Raw genomic sequence first — 16918 nt, 5'->3', positions numbered from 1 at the left:
AGGTATCTGTTTAAAAAACAGATACCTTTTAAAAAAAGATTATAATTTTTTTTATTTTACTAATAGTGATTTTCCATTCATTTCTTCTGGTTTATTTATACCCAAAATTTCCAACATAGTTGGAGCTATATCTGATAATTTTCCATCTTCTAGTTTATAATTCTTATACTCATTTGACACCATTATAAATGGAACTCTATTAGTTGTATGTGCAGTAAATGGTATTTTAGTAACTGGATCTTCCATAAGTTCAACATTTCCATGATCAGCAGTCACTAAAAGTGTTCCTCCAAGTTCAAGTACTTTCTGAGAAACTTTTCCTAAACAGAAATCTATTTTCTTCACAGCAGCTACAGCAGCTTCAAATACCCCTGTGTGACCTACCATGTCAGGGTTGGCATAGTTGACTATAATAACATCGAATTTCCCTGAATCCAGAGCTTCCATAAGTCCTTCTGTAACTCCGCATGCTGACATCTCAGGCTGGAGATCATATGTAGCTACTTTAGGTGATGCTACAAGTTTTCTCTCTTCTCCTTCATATTGAGCTTCCTTTCCTCCATTAAAGAAGAAAGTTACATGGGCATATTTTTCTGTTTCAGCAGTTCTTAATTGTTTTAATCCTGCCTTCGATATAACTTCACCAAGAGTATTAGTTATATCTTTTTCTCCATAAATCACTGGTGCATCTATAGTAGAATCATACTGACGCATACAATAATATTTTAGCCCTAGATATTCTCTTTCAAATCCAGAGAATTCTTTATCATTTAAAGCTCTTGTTATTTCTCTTGCTCTGTCAGGTCTAAAGTTGAAGTTTATAAATACATCTCCTTTTTTGATAATTCCCTCTGAACATACTACAGTAGGAATTACAAATTCATCACTTACTTTTTCAGCATATGATTTTTCTATTGCTTCAATAGCTGAAGAAGCATGATTTCCTATTCCATATACCATAGCATCATAGGCTTTTTTTACTCTGTCCCAGTTCTTGTCTCTATCCATAGCATAATATCTACCAGATATAGTTGCTATTGTTCCTTCACCTATTTCTTTCATTTTAGCTTCAAGTTCTTTTAAAAATCCTTCTCCAGACTCAGGAGCTGTATCTCTTCCATCAAGAAAAGCATGAACATAAGCTTTTACTCCATATTTTTTAGCCATCATCAAAAGACCATAAAGATGATCAGTATGTGAGTGTACTCCTCCTGGAGAAACTAATCCTCCAAAATGTACTGATTTTCCTTCTTTTGCAGCATATTCAAAAGCTTCTTTAAGAACCTTATTATTGAAAAAAGTTCCCTCTCTTATATCTTTTGAAATTTCAACTAATGGCTGATAAACTACTCTTCCTGAACCTATGTTTAAATGTCCTACTTCTGAATTTCCCATTTGTCCATCTGGAAGACCAACAGCTTCACCAGAAGCTTCCAGTTCAGAATGAGGATATTCTTTTTCAAGTCTGTAAAAATTTTCAGGGTTTGCAGCTACTATTGCATTTTTTTGTTCTGGATGTTTATTGATACCCCATCCATCTAATATCATAAGCATTAATGGTTTTTTGTTCATTTAATTTTCCACCTCTTTTATTTTCCTGCTACAACTATTTCAGCAAATGAAGAAGCTTTTAAAGATGCTCCTCCTATAAGTCCTCCATCAATATCCTTTTGTGCTAATAATTCAACAGCATTATCAGGCTTCATTGATCCACCATATTGGATTATCATCTCTTCAGCAGTTTCATTTCCAAACATAGATACAAGTACATCTCTTACTTGTCTGTGTGTTTCCTGAGCCATTTCAGGTGTAGCAGTTTTACCTGTTCCTATTGCCCATACTGGTTCATAAGCAACTATTACTTTTTTAGCTTCTTCAGCAGTAAGATCTTTCAATCCACCTCTGATTTGAGTTTCAGTAACTTCACCAGTTTTTCCTGATTCTCTTTCTTCTAATTTTTCCCCAATACATAGTATTGGCAGCATTCCAGCAGCTAAGACAGCTTTTACCTTTTCATTTATGAATTCATCACTTTCTTTGAAGTATTCTCTTCTTTCTGAATGTCCTAGAATAACATATTCTACTCCTATAGCTTTAAGCATAGATGGAGAAACTTCTCCTGTGTATGCTCCTGAATCTTTTGGATAAACATTTTCCGCTGCTATTGCTATATTACTTCCTTTTACAGCTTTTACAGCATCAGAAAGTGCAGTGAATGGAGCTCCTATTATTATTCCTACATTATCTATTCCTTTTACAAGTTCTTTTAATTCAGTAAGCATTTCTACCGCTTCTGCATTAGTTTTATTCATTTTCCAGTTCCCAGCTATAACTTTTTTTCTCATCCTAAATAACCTCCATTTTTATATTTACTTTTCAATAAATATTATCACAGTAATCATTATTTTTCAAATGTATCATTGGTCATATAATAACTATTAATTGAGCAATCTTTTACGATTTTCTTCTTCTGCGATATCATTGTAATAATCTTCTACATTATCATAAAATTCTATTAGAAGATCTCCTATTGAAAATTCAAGTATATCTATAAATCCTATCAGATCTCTTGCTTCATATGCCTGCTCTGCAACTTCCAGTTCTTTTTTGAAATCTTCTATATATTCATCAAAATCTTCATATATAAAATCAAGTATGTGGTTTTCTTTTATTAAAAGAAGAAGATTATAAAACCATCTCAAAAAAATCACCATTTCAATGAGCTGAATTTCATCTTCATCATTAAGACTTTCTTGACCACTTTCTTCCATATCATCAAATATTTCAAAATATCTGTCAATTGACTCCTTAGCTGTAAGAATTGATTCCAGTATCATAGCTCCATGAGTTTTTGTTATTACTTCAATAACTTTGAGATCTTTACCTCCTATAATACTATTATCTCTTAAAGTGCTCCCATTTACATATATTTCATGGGGTATTTTATTTTCTTTCATAAGTTTTTTATTGATTGCAGAAATTGCATTTCCCAAACTTTTAAAATTTTTCTGTTTCATCTCCACTTTTACATTATCTACATATACTTCCATCATAACCTCTGTTTTCATTTATTTTTTAAAGAATCTCGACATTGCTATTGAAAAAACATAGATCTCTTTTGGAGAACTCCTTTTCCTTATCTCCTTCACTACTTCTCTTATTGTACTTCCTGTAGTTACTATATCATCTATTATAAGTATGTTTTTCCCATCTGCATCTACCTCATTATGTTTAAAGGCTTTTTTAATGTTTTCTTCTCTTTTTTTCTCTTCCAGTATAGAATACATATGTTCTGTATCCTTTATTCTATCCATTGTTTTATAATCTATATCCAATTCTTCCAATATTTCTTCTATCTGATTAAATCCTCTTTCTCTCATTCTGTTTCTGCTTATTGGAACTGGTATCACTATATTTATTCTTTTTTCTTGTATCAGTTCCTTTAAAGGTTTTTTTATTAAAATAGAAATTTCTCTTGAAAGTCCCTTTCTATTCTTAAGTTTATAATCTGCTATAATTTTTTTTATATCCTCATCATAATAATATAAAAAATAGTAATTAAATATATTTTTCATCTCAGCTTTTCTTTTCAATATTTTGAAACACTCATGACATATATAATTATTTTCATCTTCTATAATTTTTCCACATACTGAACACTTTACTGAAAAGAAAAGCTTCCTAAAACTCTGGCTTAAGCTCTTCATCTTTTTCCATGTCCACTATTTTGGCGGAATATATTTCTGTATATCCACAATTCAAGCATGTCTTTATATAATAAGTACTTAATTCCAGCTTTAGCCCTGGACTTTTTTCTGGTAAAATCGAAGTTTTTACCTGATATTTATCACATCCGCATTTTACACACTTAAAATCCAATTTCATCACCCCATAAAATATTTTTAAGCCATTTCTGTTTATCTCCTAAATAGCTTATACAGTCGAATCTGACATCGTGATCTACTATATGATTTTTTATAAGATACTCTTCTGCTGTTTTATATATTCTTACAGCTTTTCTTTTATCTACAGCCTCTACACCATCACCATATTTAGATGTTTCTCTATATTTTACCTCGATAAATACGATTTGTCTATCCTTTAATGCTATCAAATCTATCTCTCCATGTTTTCCATGGTAGTTTTTATCTAAAATTCTATATGAATTTTTTTCTAAAAACTCTGCTGCCCTCTCCTCATAAATACTACCTTTTTCTCTTTTATTCATAAGAATCTCCAGTCTTTATTTTAATATTTTAGTGAGAAAACTTTTTCTGTGTATATCTAATACTCCATGTTCTTCTATTGCATCTCTGTGCTGTTTTGTTCCATAGCCTTTATGCTTCTCAAATCCATAGAGAGGATATTTAACAGCTTCCTCTCTCATCATTCTGTCCCTTGTCACTTTTGCTATTATAGAAGCGGCCGCTATTGAAAGACTTTTCCCATCCCCTTTAACTATAGGTTCCTGTCTTCCTTTATATTCTCTTATCTTGAAATTTCCATCTACTAGTACAAGGTATTCTCCTTCACACTCTTTTTTTAAATTCTCCAGAGCTCTTCTCATTGCTAAAAAAGTAGCATTAAGTATATTTATTTCATCTATCTCTTTAGCATCAGCTACTCCTACTCCTACATAAAAATGTTCTTTTACCACATCATAAAGTCTTTCTCTCTTTTTTTCCGATATTTGTTTTGAATCATTTATCTCATCAAGGTCACTGTTATAATCTTTTATCTTTACAGCAGCAGCTACTACAGATCCTGCCAGTGGCCCTCTTCCTGCTTCATCTACTCCTATAATTTCTTCACCTATGTTAATATCAAAGTCATGAAGTGATGCAGCTTCTTTCTCTTCACTTAAAATATTTTTCTTCTTTCTTCCTCTTGTCACTTTTTTCTCTTCCACAGAAAAAAGTCCCAGCTGATTTTCTGGTCTTTCATCATTTTTTTTATTTTTCATGATCAGTCCTTCTTTAGAAATTTATTTTATCTATATTTACTCCAGCAAATTTTGCTGCCTTTTTAAAATCCTCTGGTATATCTGCTGTAACTTCCATCTCTTTTTTTGTTACAGGATGGGTAAATTTTAATCTATACGCATGAAGCATTTGTCTCTTGGCTCCTTCACCACTGCTTCCATATACAGAATCTCCCAGTATTGGATGATTAAGATATTTCATATGAACTCTTATCTGATGTGTTCTTCCAGTTTCTATTCTCACTTTTACAAGAGAGAAATTTTTCTCTTCATCTAATATTTCATAATTTGAAATAGCATTTTTTCCATTTATATCTACTACCGCCATTTTTTTTCTATCTCTTGAATCTCTTCCTATAAGAGTTTCTATCCTTCCAGATTTATCTTTAAATATTCCCTTTGCTATACAGATATATGTTTTTTCCAAAGTTTTTTCCTTAAACATATCTGAAAGAGTCGAGTGAGCTTCATCATTTTTAGCTACCACTATGACTCCACTTGTATCCTTATCCAGCCTGTGAACAATTCCAGGTCTTATCACTCCATTGATAGTAGAGAGATCTTTTATATGATACAACAGAGCATTCACAAGGGTTCCATTATAATTTCCATGTGCAGGATGCACTACCATATCAGGTGCTTTATTTATAACAACTATATCTTTATCTTCATATATTATATTAAGAGGGATATTTTCTGGTATCACATCAAGAATTTCATCTTCTGGAATATTTACTGTAATTGTTTCTGTTCCTTTGAGTTTATTTCCGCTCTTAGTAACTTTCTTTCCAGTTATCTCCACATATCCACCATCAATTATTTTCTGAATATAGGATCTTGTTGCATCATCTATGACTTCATTCAAAAAACTGTCTATTCTCTTTCCTTTATCATTTTCATCAGCATATACAGTTATAGTTTCTTTAATATTTTCCATAATTTCTCCACACTTTTTATTTTTTTTAATTATAGCATTTATTAGAAAAAAAAGAAATGAGTCCATTTCTTTAAATGGTGAACTCATTTCCCAAAACACTTTATTTTCTTAGATTAGATGTGAAGTATATGACCCATTTTTTCTTTTTTAGTTTTCATATATCTTTCATTTGATGGATTAAATCCTGTCTCAATAGCTTCTCTTCCAGTTACTTTTATTCCATATTCTTCCAGCCCTTTAATTTTTTCAGGGTTGTTTGTCATTATTCTTACTGATTTTATTCCAAGAGCTTTTATCATTTGAGCTGCTATAGAATAATCTCTCATATCTGGATCAAATCCAAGTTTTACATTTGCCTCTACAGTATCTGCTCCATTATCTTGAAGAGTATAAGCTCTAAGTTTATTAAGAAGTCCAATTCCTCTTCCTTCCTGTCTTAAATAAAGAACAGCTCCCTCTCCCTCTTCATCTACTCTCTTCATAGCTCTTTTCAATTGAGAACCGCAGTCACATCTCAATGATCCTAGAATATCTCCTGTGAAACATTCTGAATGGATTCTTATAAGAACATCTTCTTTTCCTTCTAAATCTCCTTTTATAAGAGCAATATGTTCCTTATCATCAAGTTTATTATCAAAACCAACTATTTCAAATTCTCCTTGAGCTGTTGGCATTTTTGCTTTTACAGATATTTCCATAAGTTTTTCATTTTTTCTTCTATATTTTTGAAGATCTTCTATAGATATCATTTTAAGATTGAATTTTTTAGCAAATTCTTGAAGATCGTCCATTCTTGCCATCATTCCATCTTCTTTCATTATTTCACAGCATAATCCTACTGGTTTAAGTCCTGCAAGTACCATAAGATCTACAGTTGCTTCTGTATGTCCATTTCTTACAAGAACTCCTCCTTCTTTTGCTCTAAGAGGAAACATATGTCCAGGTCTTCTGAAATCTTTTGGTTTTGCTCCTTCCTCAACTACTTTCATAGCTGTAATTCCACGTTCATATGCTGATATTCCAGTTGTTGTGTCCACATGGTCGATAGACACAGTGAAAGCTGTACAATGGTTATCAGTATTGTCACTGCACATTTGAGGCAGGTCTAATTTTTCTATATATTCTTGTGACATAGGCATACAGATAAGCCCTCTTGCATGAGCTGCCATAAGATTTACATTTTCCAATGTTGCAAACTCTGCTGCACAGATTATATCTCCTTCATTTTCACGATTTTCATCATCTACTACAATTATTGATTTACCAGCTCTTAGGTCTTCCAGAGCATCTTCTATTCTATCTAACATTCTTAATTCACTCTCCTCTAAAATCCATTTTCCAAGAGAAACTCTCTTGTAAGTATTCCTTCTTTTTTATCTTCACCAGAAAAATTAAGCAGTCTTTCTACATATTTTCCTATGAGATCAGTTTCTACATTTATATGATCTCCTATATTTTTACTTCCTAATGTTACCATTTCCTGTGTATGTGGTATAAGAGATACACTCAGACTACTGTCTGTCATTCTCATAACTGTCAGACTTGCTCCATCTAAAGTTACTCTTCCTTTTTCCACTACATATTTCATATATTGTCTGTCTATCTCTATCTCATATATCTTTGCTATTCCTTCAGAAGCTATTGAAGCAATAGTTCCTTCACAGTCTACATCTCCTGTTACAAGATGTCCTCCAAGAGGAGTTGCCAATGTGATAGATTTTTCAAGATTTACTTTATCCCCTGCTTTAAGTCTTTTCAGATTAGTTCTTTTTACTGTTTCATACATACAGTCAGCAGTAAAATAATTCTCTCCTATTTCAACAGCAGTAAGACAAGTTCCATTTGTTGCTATACTATCTCCAATCTTACTTTTATCTAAGACTTTTTTACATTTTATTTTTATTTTAAGAGATTTCTCACCATTTTCAATAGCAAGGACTTCTCCCATCTCTTCTACAAGTCCTGTAAAAATAGAACTCACTCTCCTCTCTATCTGTAAAATTCCATCGATACATTATTTCCATAATTATTTATTTTAACATTTTCCAGCTGAAATCCATCAGAAATATTTTCACAGGTAAATCCCTTTATAAAAGGTACCGCTTCACCATCTCCAAGTATCTTTGGAGCAATAAATATCTCTCCGCCATCTATAGCTTTTTCAGCAAAAGCTCTTGATATTAGGAAACTTCCACCTTCTAAAAGAACTGCATCTATTCCTGTTTCACCAACTTTTTTTAATATATCACATATTTTAAAATTTGTCCCTTCTAAAAAAATCACATTTACATTTTTATTTTTTAAAAGAGATATTTTTTCTTTTTCTACATTATTATATGAAGTAACCAGAATACTTTTTCCATCTTCAAAATTTACAAACTTTGAATCTAAAGGAATATCTAAAAATGGGTCTATTACTATTCTATATGGATTTCTTCCATTTTCTATTCTAGCTGTAAGACTTGGGTCATCTGCAAGAACTGTATTTATTCCTACCATTATTCCCATATATTTATTTCTCAGTCTTTGTACTTTTTCTCTCGCCAGTTCGTTAGTTATCCATTTTGAATTTCCTGTTCTGCTGGCTATTTTTCCATCTAATGTTATACCACATTTCAAAAATAGATATGGCGTCTTTGTTGATATATATTTCATAAAAACTCTATTGAGTTCTAAAGCTTCTTTTTCCATGATGCCAGTAATTACTTCAATCCCAGCATCTGTCATCATTTTTATACCTCTTCCAGATACTAGCGGATTAGGGTCTAAAGATGCGATAACGCATCTTTTTATCCCCATATCTATTATTTTTTTGGCACATGGAGGAGTTTTTCCATAATGAGAACATGGTTCTAAAGTAACATAGATAGTTGCTCCCTTAGCTTTTTCTCCAGCTTCTTCCAGAGCAAAAACTTCTGCATGAGGTCCACCATATTTTCTATGATATCCTTCCCCTAAGATTTTTCCATCTTTTACTACTACTGCTCCTACCATAGGATTAGGATTTACATTTCCCTCTCCCAGAGCAGCAAGTTCCAATGCCCTCTCCATGTACTTCTTATCCATGATTACATCCCCTTTAGTAAGTTTACCATTTCAATAGCTGTAACTCCAGCATCAAATCCTTTATTTCCTGCTTTTGTTCCAGCTCTTTGGATAGCTTCTTCTATAGTGTTTGTAGTAAGTACACCAAATATTACTGGTATATTACTTTGAAGACTTACAGTAGCTACTCCTTTAGAAACTTCTGCACAAACGTAATCAAAATGCGGTGTTGATCCTTTAATTACTGCTCCTAGAGTAATTACAGCATCATATCTCCCTGATTCTGCCATTTTCTTTGCTGCTAAAGGAATTTCAAATGCTCCAGGTACCCAAGCTAATTCAATATCATCTTTTGCAACTTCATGTCTAACTAGTGCATCTTCTGCTCCACCTATTAATTTAGATGTGATGAACTCATTAAATCTTGCTGCTACAATTCCAACTCTTAACCCTCTACCTGCATAATTTCCTTCTAATACTTTCATTTTTCCTCCTTGTGATTCAGGACAAATAAAAAAGCCCAGATAAACTCCAGGCTGTAAAAGCATAAAAAAGACAATCAAAAAAGATTTCTTTCCTCTTCTTCCATCCAGACTATACTGTCGGTTTTGGAGTTGCACCAAATCAAGACCAAAGGTCTTCGCGGACTTTTACCGCCGGTCGGGAATCACACCCTGCCCTGAAGATAATTTTTTTATTTAATTTCTCTACATAAATAGTATAAAGCTGCTTTCTATTTTTGTCAACTAGATATTTCCAGTGTTTTTTAAAATTTTCCCTTAAATTCTATTGAAAATTTTTATTTATAGTGTATGATATGTATTGTTCATATAAATTTGATTAATATTTGGAAGGTGAAAAAATGAAACAAAATTTAAATCTGGAGACTGGAAAGATATCAAAACTTTTTTTTAGTTTTGCTGTTCCTTCTACTATCAGCATGATAGTGACATCTCTTTATACTATTGCTGATGGTGTCTTTATTACAAGAGGAGTAGGAAGTGATGGAATTGCTGCTGTAAATATCGGATATCCTATCATTAACTTTACTGTTGCCCTTAGTCTGATGTTTGGAATAGGAGGAGCTACTCTTATTGCATTTAAGAAAGGTGATATAAAATACCAGAATAAATGTTTCTCTCATATAATTCTTCTAAATATTTTTGTATATATAATAGTAGCAAGTATGATATTTTTATTTACCAATCCTTTGATGATGGCAATGGGAGCAAATGAAAAACTTCTTCCTATGATAAAAGGATATATGTACCCATGTACAGTAGCTACTTTCTTTCTTATGATGTCTATGTCATTGAATGCAGTTGTAAGAAATGACAATGCTCCAAGGAGAGCAATGGTCTCTACTTTATTAGGTGCTGGAATGAATATTGTTTTGGATTATTTATTTATCTTTAAATTTAATCTGGGAATTGAGGGGGGAGCTTATGCTACTGCCATAAGTCAGATAGTTTCCGCTATATATCTTTGCAAACACTTTATTGGTTCTACATTTAAGCTCGATCTTTCTTTAAAAAATATAGATTTCTTTCTTTTAAAGAAACTTCTTTCAATAGGATTTCCTTCATTTGTCTTAGAATTTGCAGTTGCTGTAATTACAGTTCTTCTCAATATAGCATTTATGAATGCAATAGGAGTATTTGGAGCTTCTGCTTATGGAATAATTTCATATAGCTTTATGTTCTTTAGAATGCTTTTCACAGGTCTTTCTCAAGGAATACAGCCAATAGTAAGTTTTAACTATGGAAGATCAAATTTGGAAAGAGTAAAAAAAATGCTTATCTTTGCTCATAAAATAACTTTTATAGCTTCAATAGGCTCTCTGTTTATAATTATTCTCCTTGCTACTCCAGTAGTAAGAATTTTTACTCATGATGCACCTCTTGTTGTTGAATCAGCTAAAGGATTTATTCTTTATTCCGTAGCTCTTTCATTTCTTGGATTCAATTTTGTAAACATTGCCTATCTTCAGGCAGTTGACAGACCTATGTTTTCTAATGTAATATGTATGTCTAGAAGTTTTCTTTTCGTGTTTATAGGTTTGGTTATTCTTCCAAAATTAGTAGGAGTAAATGGTATTTGGCTTGCTCTGCCTTTTGCAGATTTTATGACAGCTATACTGACTATTCCATTTATGAAGAAAATCATTGTTACAAATTATATAGAAGCTTCTGCTTAAAAATAAAGGAGATGAAGATGAAAAAATTACTATTGTTTATGTTTCTTACTTTGACTATTTTAACTTCTGCTTCAGAAAATATTGTATTTTCAAGTGATAAAGTCAATCAGGGAGGGTTTTTCTATATTGAATATCCTGCTGATAAAGACTACAAAATCACTTTTAAAAATTCTTATATAAAAATAAAAAGCTTTGATGAAGATGGAAAAAAAGTGGCTCTTATTCCTGTACATTATTCTACTCCTGAAGGTGTGTATACTGTAAAAATATCTGAAGGGGACAATGAAGTTTTTTCTAAAACTGTAAAAGTTCTTGATGGAAATTTTAAAAAAAGCTATATCACAGTTTCTAAAACTATGTCAGAAAAACGTTCTGAAAAGAATATGAAGGTTATGACTAATTTTGTAGCAGAAGCTAAGAAAAGCCCAGCTGTAAAAAAACTTTGGGACAGTAATTTTATCCTTCCTGTACAAAGTAAAATCAGCAGCCCCTTTGGTGCTATGAGATTTGTAAATAATAAGGTAGTGGGATATCATTCAGGTATTGATTTTCCTGTTTCTGTAGGAACTCCTTTAAAAGCATCAAATTCTGGAAAGGTAGTTCTTGCAAAAGAGCTTACTTCTACTGGAAATACTCTTGTTATTGACCATGGAATGAATGTATTTTCAAGCTATGCTCATATGAGTGTTTTAAATGTAAAAGAGGGAGATACAGTAAAAAAAGGGGATATAATTGGAAAAAGTGGAAATACAGGTTTTACTACTGGACCTCATCTGCATTTTACAATCAGTGTTGGAACAACTTTTGTAAATCCATACCTTTTCATTGATTCTCCAGTATTGGAAAAATAAAAAATAAACTTCCTTTATAATAAACATCTTTCTCACTTTTCTCTGTCTATTATAAAGGAAGTTTTACATATTTTCCCAAGGAACTATTCTTATCTCTGCTCCTTTTGAATTTTCTATTATTTTATTTATAACTGACCCTCTAAAAAAAGTAGTTAATCTGCTTCTTTTACTATGTCCTAAGACTATCTGAGTTATTCTCTTTTCTGAAGAAAATTTTAATATCTCTTTGACAATATCCTTTCCTTTTAATCTTACAACTTCTGCTCCTAAAGTTTTAGCTAGATTCTCATGTTCCTCTATTACTTTCCATTCCTCTTCTGTGAATCCTTTTTTTAAAATTCCAGTAGTTTCAATTGATATAACATAAAATTCACATTTATATCTTTGAGCTATTCTCGCACCATATCTAACTACCCTTCCTGCTTTAGGGCTTGATGATATTGACACTAAAACTCTTTCTGTAGTATGCCAATTAGTTGTTATCTTTTTATCTTTCATGTATTCAATTAGATTATTATCAACCTCTTGAGCTATCTGTCTTAATGCTATTTCTCTTAATGCATTTAAATTTCCCTGTCTAAAAAAATTTTTTAATGCATTGGGAACTGTTTGAAAATTATATATTTCTCCTCTTTTAAGCCTCTCTTCAAGACTTGTAAATGAAATATCTATAACTTCCACTTCATTAGCAATATTTATTATTTTATCAGGAATGGTTTCTCTTACTACTATACCTGTTATTATGTGTATTGTATCATTTAAACTTTCAAGATGTTGTATATTCATAGTCGTATGAACATTTATTCCTGCTCCAAGTATTTCTAATATATCTTCATATCTTTTTTTATTTTTACTTCCTTTTATATTAGTGTGAGCAAGTTCATCTACAAGAACTGTTGCAGGTTTTCTTTTTTTTATACCTTCTACATCTACTTCTTTATATCTTTTTCCACAATATTCTATTTCTAAAGGAGGAATTTCTTCTAATATTCCTATTTGCTCTGTTGTAGCTTTTCTATCATGAGGTTCAATATATCCTATACAAATATCTTCCCCTCTTCTTGCTCTTATATTTGCTTCTCTGAGCATTGTATAAGTTTTTCCTACTCCAGGAGAATAACCAAGATATATTTTAAGTTTTCCATTCTTTTCTTTATTATATATTTTCAATGCTTCTTCTGGGGTTAATCTTTTTCCTTCATCCATATCCTATCCCTATCCCAACTTTATATTTTCATTAGAATAATCCATTTCAGTTATTCTTTCAAGATTACATGCAGCAGGCTCATATGAAGAATCTAAAGCTAAAGCAGCTCTATATTGTTTCTGAGCTTCTCCTATCTTTCCTTTACATTCTGCTATTACTCCTAATAAATTATGTGCTTCTGGGGAATTAACATTTTTTCCAATAGCTATTTTTAAAAGACTTTCTCCTTTTTCAAATTTTTTTCCAATTATATTTAATTTTGCATATTCTATATAATCTTCATAAGTTTCAAGCTTCTCTTCCTCTAATTCCTCTCTTGAAAATACTTTCTTTACTAATACTCTTATCTGCTCAGGAGTGAATGGTTTACTTATAAAGTCAATAGCATTTAATTTCATTGCTTCTACTGCTTCTTTTATAGTTCCATATGCAGTCATCATAATAATATTAGTTTTATTATCTGCTCCCCTCAACTTTCTCAATACTTCCATTCCACTTATATCTGGCATTTTAATATCCAGTAATATTAAATCATAACTTTTTCCCTGTTCTAAAAGCAGTTCCAATGCCTCGCTGCCATTAGATGCAGTTTCTATTTCAAACCCTTCAGCTGAAAGGCAGTAATTTAAAGTGGTTCTTATATTTTTTTCATCATCTGTAATTAATATTTTCTTTTTCATTTTTCTCCTTTTGATATGTTTTTCTCAACAATATCTAATAGTTTTTCTTTTGTAAAAGGTTTTAATAAATAGTCATTTCCCCCTGAATCAAAAGCTTCCTTTATATCTTCTTCCTGATTTTTTGAACTCATAAATACTATTGGTATTTTATCAATATCAACATCACACCTCAATGATCTGCATACAGAATATCCATCCACTCTTGGCAGGCATATATCTAACAATATCAAATCAGGTTTTAATTCTCCAGCTTTTATCACTCCATCTAAACTATCTGAAGCTACTAAAACATCGTAACCCTCATTTCTTAAAATTAAATTTAAAGTTAATAAAATATTTTTTTCATCATCTATAACAAGAATTTTTTTTGACATTTTTCTCCTGTTCTTTATATTAATCTACACTTTTTAATGAAAAATAAAAAATACTTCCTTTATTTAAAACACTATCAACCCATATTTCTCCTCCATGAGCTTTTATAATTTCTTTACATATAGAAAGTCCTAATCCTGTTCCTTCTATTTTTCCATCATTAGAAATTTTAACTTGTATAAATTTATTAAATATTTTCTCTTTATATTCCTCTGGAATTCCCTTACCATTATCTTTTACAGAAACAACTATATTTTTTCCTTTCTTAAACGCTTCTACTATTATATTCCCTTCCCTTTCCTCACTTTTATATTTTATAGCATTGGTTAGAAGGTTAGTCAAAACTAATAAAATCTTATTCAAATCAGCAAAAACTAAAAATGAATCTTTTATATTTCTGATTTCTATTTTAACATTTCTATTTTCAGAAAAGTTTTTTAAAGAATTTACTGCTGTTTCCACAATTTTTTTAATACTGCATTCTTCAAATTTCATGTGAGTTTTTCCAGATTCCAACCTTGATAAATCTAAAAGATCTCTAATAAGGAAATTTAATCTTTCATTATCCTCTTTTATTACTTTTAAAAGTTCTTTCTGTGTTTCATTTATTGTTCCCACAGAACCATCTCCCAATAACTCTACAGCCATTCCCATAGAAGTTAGAGGAGTTCTGAATTCATGTGAAACTGTTGACACAAAATCTGATTTCATCTGATCTATTTCTTTTAGTTTTGTTATATCCTGCAACAAAGTTACTATCCCTAAATTTTCTTTATTTTTTCCAATTATGGAATTTATAAAAACTCTACAGTAAATATTTTTCTCTACATTGGAGTTTAAAGATATTTCTAATTGCTTAAAAGTAGATTTTATATCATTATTGTTTTTAACTTCTGTAATACTGTCATATATTTTTCTATTTGGAATTGCTGTTAAAAATGATTTATCCAGCAATTCTGATTCCTCTACATTTAAAAGTTTTTCAGCAGCATTATTGATAAGAAGTATTTTATTTTCCTTATCTGTTACAATTATTCCATCACTTATGCTCTCAACAATTGCTTCTGCTTTACTTTTTTCTGTCATTATTTTTTTTATATTTATATTCTTGTAATCATTTAATTTTTCTGCCATTTGATTAAAAGCAATTCCTAATTCATTAAATTCTTTATCTAAGTTTGTAGGTATTCTTTGAGAATAATTTTCTTTCGATATTTCTTCTATTTTTTCAATAAAGATTTGAAATTGTTTTAAAATCTTTTTAACAAGATAAATAATTATCAACATTCCTAAAAGAATTGTAACTACTGCTATTATTGTTGTAAAGAGAGTAGCTTTAGCTGCTATTTTCCCTGCTTCATATCTTTTTTTCACCATAGAGTCCTGATTAATTTCTAAAAGTTTTTTAGAAATATTTTTTATTTTTTCAAATCTGGGAAATATTTCTTTAAAATAAAAATTTCTCTGTTCCTCTGTATTTTCTATTTTCATAAAAATATAAAACTTTTTTATATATTCTTCATAAGAATTTCCAAGCTTATCTACTATTTCTTTTTCTCCAATTTCTGTCACATTATCTTGAGCATTTTTTAAGAAATTATAAAATTGTGATTCATTTTTTGTAAAATCTGCTATATATTTTTTATCTCGTGTAAAAATATAAGATAACTGCAAACTATCCTGCCTTTCAACTGATGTTGTCATATTTTGGGCAGCCACTATACTTTTGTAATTTGAATCCAATATCCCCTCGATTGAATTGTTTAAAATATTAAAATTAAAAATAGCCCATAAACTGTTCAAAGTAAAAATTCCCAAAGCTGTAATGAAAATTAAAAAAACTCTTGATTTAACACTTTTAATACCTGCTTTCATCTCTTTCACCATTTACCTCTTTGTAATTTGAAACTAAAAAAACACCACAACAAAAAAGTCATGGTGTTGTAAATAAACAAACCCAGGCTCTTTTCAACGCTGACGAGGTTAGCTGACGGGCTCGGATTGAAAAGTATCCTATTCCTAGTGGAAATACGCCCCAAAATAATGGTTCCCCCGCTTTATTTAATAAAATAAACTAAGCGATTTGGTATTATTCAATTTTCATTTTCAGATAATACTCCTAAATAAAATAAAAGTCAAGTACTTTTGCACAAAAAAATTTTCACTCTGCTTTTTTTTCACTCTGCTTTTATAGTATAGCAAAAAATTAAGAAAAAAAAATATAAAAAAACTATTGACTTTTATGAAAAATTAATGGTAATATCCATAGCTGTGAAACCTCTTTGTAAATAAAAATAATTTTTCACCATTATTATTTTTATTCTAAATTTTGTATTGGAGGTGTTTTATAATATGATAAAATTATTTTCTTTATTGCCTACTGCTCTTTTTGTCTTAATATTTTTTTATATTTTGAGATTTTTAGTTTTTTAAATCTCAAAATATTTTAAGCATTAACAGCAGTTTTAATTTGGTCAATTTTTGTTAAAAAAATAGTATTTTCAATATAAAAAATACTATTTTTAAAATATTTTAAATTTTTAAATAATAGGAGGATTTCAAAATGATAATTTTGGGAATAGTTGTATTTTTTTTATTTTGTTATTTATTTTATGCTTTATTCAAACCAGAAAAATTTTAGGGAGGGA

The 16918-nt window shown here is 30.4% G+C and carries 19 protein-coding genes and 2 riboswitches; of the genes, 3 read left to right on the top strand and 16 right to left on the bottom strand.

What is annotated here, in order from left to right:
- Window positions 1-51 precede the first annotated feature (51 nt).
- The 12 genes from gpmI to ribH all read right to left on the bottom strand — a co-directional run bounded on the left by gpmI (window position 52) and on the right by ribH (window position 9448).
- Window positions 52-1572 carry a 2,3-bisphosphoglycerate-independent phosphoglycerate mutase gene (gpmI, locus tag C4N20_RS08685; protein WP_005979091.1) on the bottom strand — a complete coding sequence of 507 codons (1521 nt, stop codon included), beginning with the start codon at window positions 1570-1572 and terminating at the stop codon, window positions 52-54.
- A 17-nt stretch (window positions 1573-1589) separates the two neighbouring features.
- Window positions 1590-2345 carry a triose-phosphate isomerase gene (gene tpiA / locus C4N20_RS08680; protein WP_005979089.1) on the bottom strand — a complete coding sequence of 252 codons (756 nt, stop codon included), beginning with the start codon at window positions 2343-2345 and terminating at the stop codon, window positions 1590-1592.
- A 93-nt stretch (window positions 2346-2438) separates the two neighbouring features.
- A complete protein-coding gene (locus tag C4N20_RS08675) occupies window positions 2439-3050 on the bottom strand; it encodes a hypothetical protein (protein ID WP_005979087.1) in 612 nt (203 codons plus the stop codon).
- An 18-nt stretch (window positions 3051-3068) separates the two neighbouring features.
- A complete protein-coding gene (locus C4N20_RS08670; protein ID WP_005979085.1) occupies window positions 3069-3707 on the bottom strand; it encodes a ComF family protein in 639 nt (212 codons plus the stop codon).
- Window positions 3682-3885 carry a zinc ribbon domain-containing protein gene (locus C4N20_RS08665; RefSeq protein WP_008698156.1) on the bottom strand — a complete coding sequence of 68 codons (204 nt, stop codon included), beginning with the start codon at window positions 3883-3885 and terminating at the stop codon, window positions 3682-3684. Before C4N20_RS08665 ends, C4N20_RS08670 begins: the two co-directional genes overlap by 26 nt.
- Complete coding sequence (locus tag C4N20_RS08660; RefSeq protein ID WP_005979083.1) at window positions 3869-4228, bottom strand: YraN family protein; 360 nt, start codon at window positions 4226-4228, stop codon at window positions 3869-3871. Before C4N20_RS08660 ends, C4N20_RS08665 begins: the two co-directional genes overlap by 17 nt.
- Before the next feature lie 15 nt (window positions 4229-4243).
- The gene (locus C4N20_RS08655) at window positions 4244-4963 is read right to left on the bottom strand and encodes a ribonuclease HII (RefSeq protein WP_005979081.1); all 720 of its coding nucleotides are present in this window, start codon (window positions 4961-4963) and stop codon (window positions 4244-4246) included.
- A gap of 13 nt (window positions 4964-4976) precedes the next feature.
- Window positions 4977-5918 carry an RluA family pseudouridine synthase gene (locus tag C4N20_RS08650; protein ID WP_005979079.1) on the bottom strand — a complete coding sequence of 314 codons (942 nt, stop codon included), beginning with the start codon at window positions 5916-5918 and terminating at the stop codon, window positions 4977-4979.
- 113 nt (window positions 5919-6031) lie between these two features.
- Window positions 6032-7225 carry a bifunctional 3,4-dihydroxy-2-butanone-4-phosphate synthase/GTP cyclohydrolase II gene (locus C4N20_RS08645; RefSeq protein ID WP_005979077.1) on the bottom strand — a complete coding sequence of 398 codons (1194 nt, stop codon included), beginning with the start codon at window positions 7223-7225 and terminating at the stop codon, window positions 6032-6034.
- A gap of 17 nt (window positions 7226-7242) precedes the next feature.
- A complete protein-coding gene (locus tag C4N20_RS08640) occupies window positions 7243-7890 on the bottom strand; it encodes a riboflavin synthase (RefSeq protein ID WP_040490855.1) in 648 nt (215 codons plus the stop codon).
- 17 nt (window positions 7891-7907) lie between these two features.
- Window positions 7908-8969 carry a bifunctional diaminohydroxyphosphoribosylaminopyrimidine deaminase/5-amino-6-(5-phosphoribosylamino)uracil reductase RibD gene (gene ribD / locus C4N20_RS08635; protein WP_005979073.1) on the bottom strand — a complete coding sequence of 354 codons (1062 nt, stop codon included), beginning with the start codon at window positions 8967-8969 and terminating at the stop codon, window positions 7908-7910.
- A 17-nt stretch (window positions 8970-8986) separates the two neighbouring features.
- Window positions 8987-9448 carry a 6,7-dimethyl-8-ribityllumazine synthase gene (gene ribH, locus C4N20_RS08630; protein WP_005979071.1) on the bottom strand — a complete coding sequence of 154 codons (462 nt, stop codon included), beginning with the start codon at window positions 9446-9448 and terminating at the stop codon, window positions 8987-8989.
- An 88-nt stretch (window positions 9449-9536) separates the two neighbouring features.
- Window positions 9537-9654: riboswitch (FMN riboswitch) on the bottom strand.
- Between the two features lie 171 nt (window positions 9655-9825).
- On the opposite strand from ribH, the gene C4N20_RS08625 reads away from it, so the two are divergent.
- Together C4N20_RS08625 and C4N20_RS08620 are read left to right on the top strand one after the other, a co-directional pair.
- Window positions 9826-11160 (top strand): MATE family efflux transporter, encoded by a 1335-nt coding sequence (locus C4N20_RS08625; protein ID WP_005979069.1) that lies wholly within the window; start codon window positions 9826-9828, stop codon window positions 11158-11160.
- A gap of 17 nt (window positions 11161-11177) precedes the next feature.
- Entirely contained in the window at window positions 11178-12011 is an 834-nt protein-coding gene (locus C4N20_RS08620) for a peptidoglycan DD-metalloendopeptidase family protein (protein ID WP_040490796.1), read from the top strand.
- A gap of 63 nt (window positions 12012-12074) precedes the next feature.
- Here the strand turns inward: C4N20_RS08620 and C4N20_RS08615 are convergent, their stop codons facing one another.
- From C4N20_RS08615 to C4N20_RS08600, 4 genes are read right to left on the bottom strand one after another with little or no spacing between them, the layout of a single operon-like run.
- Window positions 12075-13217, bottom strand: coding sequence for a universal stress protein (locus tag C4N20_RS08615; protein WP_005979065.1), 1143 nt, complete (start codon window positions 13215-13217; stop codon window positions 12075-12077).
- Between the two features lie 9 nt (window positions 13218-13226).
- The gene (locus C4N20_RS08610) at window positions 13227-13898 is read right to left on the bottom strand and encodes a sigma-54-dependent transcriptional regulator (RefSeq protein ID WP_008698289.1); all 672 of its coding nucleotides are present in this window, start codon (window positions 13896-13898) and stop codon (window positions 13227-13229) included.
- On the bottom strand, window positions 13895-14272 hold the full coding sequence (locus tag C4N20_RS08605) for a response regulator (protein WP_040490792.1): 378 nt from the start codon (window positions 14270-14272) through the stop codon (window positions 13895-13897). The genes C4N20_RS08610 and C4N20_RS08605 overlap by 4 nt, the downstream gene beginning before the upstream one ends.
- A 19-nt stretch (window positions 14273-14291) precedes the next feature.
- On the bottom strand, window positions 14292-16157 hold the full coding sequence (locus C4N20_RS08600) for an ATP-binding protein (RefSeq protein ID WP_231940492.1): 1866 nt from the start codon (window positions 16155-16157) through the stop codon (window positions 14292-14294).
- A gap of 70 nt (window positions 16158-16227) precedes the next feature.
- A riboswitch (cyclic di-AMP (ydaO/yuaA leader) is annotated at window positions 16228-16361 on the bottom strand.
- A 472-nt stretch (window positions 16362-16833) separates the two neighbouring features.
- Here C4N20_RS08600 and kdpF point away from each other — a divergent pair.
- Complete coding sequence (kdpF, locus tag C4N20_RS16845; RefSeq protein ID WP_081583132.1) at window positions 16834-16911, top strand: K(+)-transporting ATPase subunit F; 78 nt, start codon at window positions 16834-16836, stop codon at window positions 16909-16911.
- Window positions 16912-16918: the final 7 nt, after the last annotated feature.

It is taken from the genome of Fusobacterium ulcerans (assembly GCF_003019675.1).
GTDB classification, from domain to species: Bacteria; Fusobacteriota; Fusobacteriia; order Fusobacteriales; family Fusobacteriaceae; genus Fusobacterium_A; species Fusobacterium_A ulcerans.
This window is presented reverse-complemented; position numbering and strand designations above follow the sequence as displayed.

Coding starts and splice junctions, on each gene's coding strand:
- C4N20_RS08610 (WP_008698289.1), bottom strand. CDS start 13,898: ATGAAAAAGAAAATATTAATTACAGATGATGAAAAAAATATAAGAACC.
- C4N20_RS08665 (WP_008698156.1), bottom strand. CDS start 3,885: ATGAAATTGGATTTTAAGTGTGTAAAATGCGGATGTGATAAATATCAG.
- C4N20_RS08615 (WP_005979065.1), bottom strand. CDS start 13,217: ATGGATGAAGGAAAAAGATTAACCCCAGAAGAAGCATTGAAAATATAT.
- tpiA (WP_005979089.1), bottom strand. CDS start 2,345: ATGAGAAAAAAAGTTATAGCTGGGAACTGGAAAATGAATAAAACTAAT.
- C4N20_RS08620 (WP_040490796.1), top strand. CDS start 11,178: ATGAAAAAATTACTATTGTTTATGTTTCTTACTTTGACTATTTTAACT.
- C4N20_RS08625 (WP_005979069.1), top strand. CDS start 9,826: ATGAAACAAAATTTAAATCTGGAGACTGGAAAGATATCAAAACTTTTT.
- C4N20_RS08600 (WP_231940492.1), bottom strand. CDS start 16,157: ATGGTGAAAGAGATGAAAGCAGGTATTAAAAGTGTTAAATCAAGAGTT.
- C4N20_RS08650 (WP_005979079.1), bottom strand. CDS start 5,918: ATGGAAAATATTAAAGAAACTATAACTGTATATGCTGATGAAAATGAT.
- ribH (WP_005979071.1), bottom strand. CDS start 9,448: ATGAAAGTATTAGAAGGAAATTATGCAGGTAGAGGGTTAAGAGTTGGA.
- C4N20_RS08660 (WP_005979083.1), bottom strand. CDS start 4,228: ATGAATAAAAGAGAAAAAGGTAGTATTTATGAGGAGAGGGCAGCAGAG.
- C4N20_RS08670 (WP_005979085.1), bottom strand. CDS start 3,707: ATGAAGAGCTTAAGCCAGAGTTTTAGGAAGCTTTTCTTTTCAGTAAAG.
- ribD (WP_005979073.1), bottom strand. CDS start 8,969: ATGGAGAGGGCATTGGAACTTGCTGCTCTGGGAGAGGGAAATGTAAAT.
- C4N20_RS08605 (WP_040490792.1), bottom strand. CDS start 14,272: ATGTCAAAAAAAATTCTTGTTATAGATGATGAAAAAAATATTTTATTA.
- C4N20_RS08645 (WP_005979077.1), bottom strand. CDS start 7,225: ATGTTAGATAGAATAGAAGATGCTCTGGAAGACCTAAGAGCTGGTAAA.
- C4N20_RS08675 (WP_005979087.1), bottom strand. CDS start 3,050: ATGGAAGTATATGTAGATAATGTAAAAGTGGAGATGAAACAGAAAAAT.
- kdpF (WP_081583132.1), top strand. CDS start 16,834: ATGATAATTTTGGGAATAGTTGTATTTTTTTTATTTTGTTATTTATTT.
- C4N20_RS08655 (WP_005979081.1), bottom strand. CDS start 4,963: ATGAAAAATAAAAAAAATGATGAAAGACCAGAAAATCAGCTGGGACTT.
- gpmI (WP_005979091.1), bottom strand. CDS start 1,572: ATGAACAAAAAACCATTAATGCTTATGATATTAGATGGATGGGGTATC.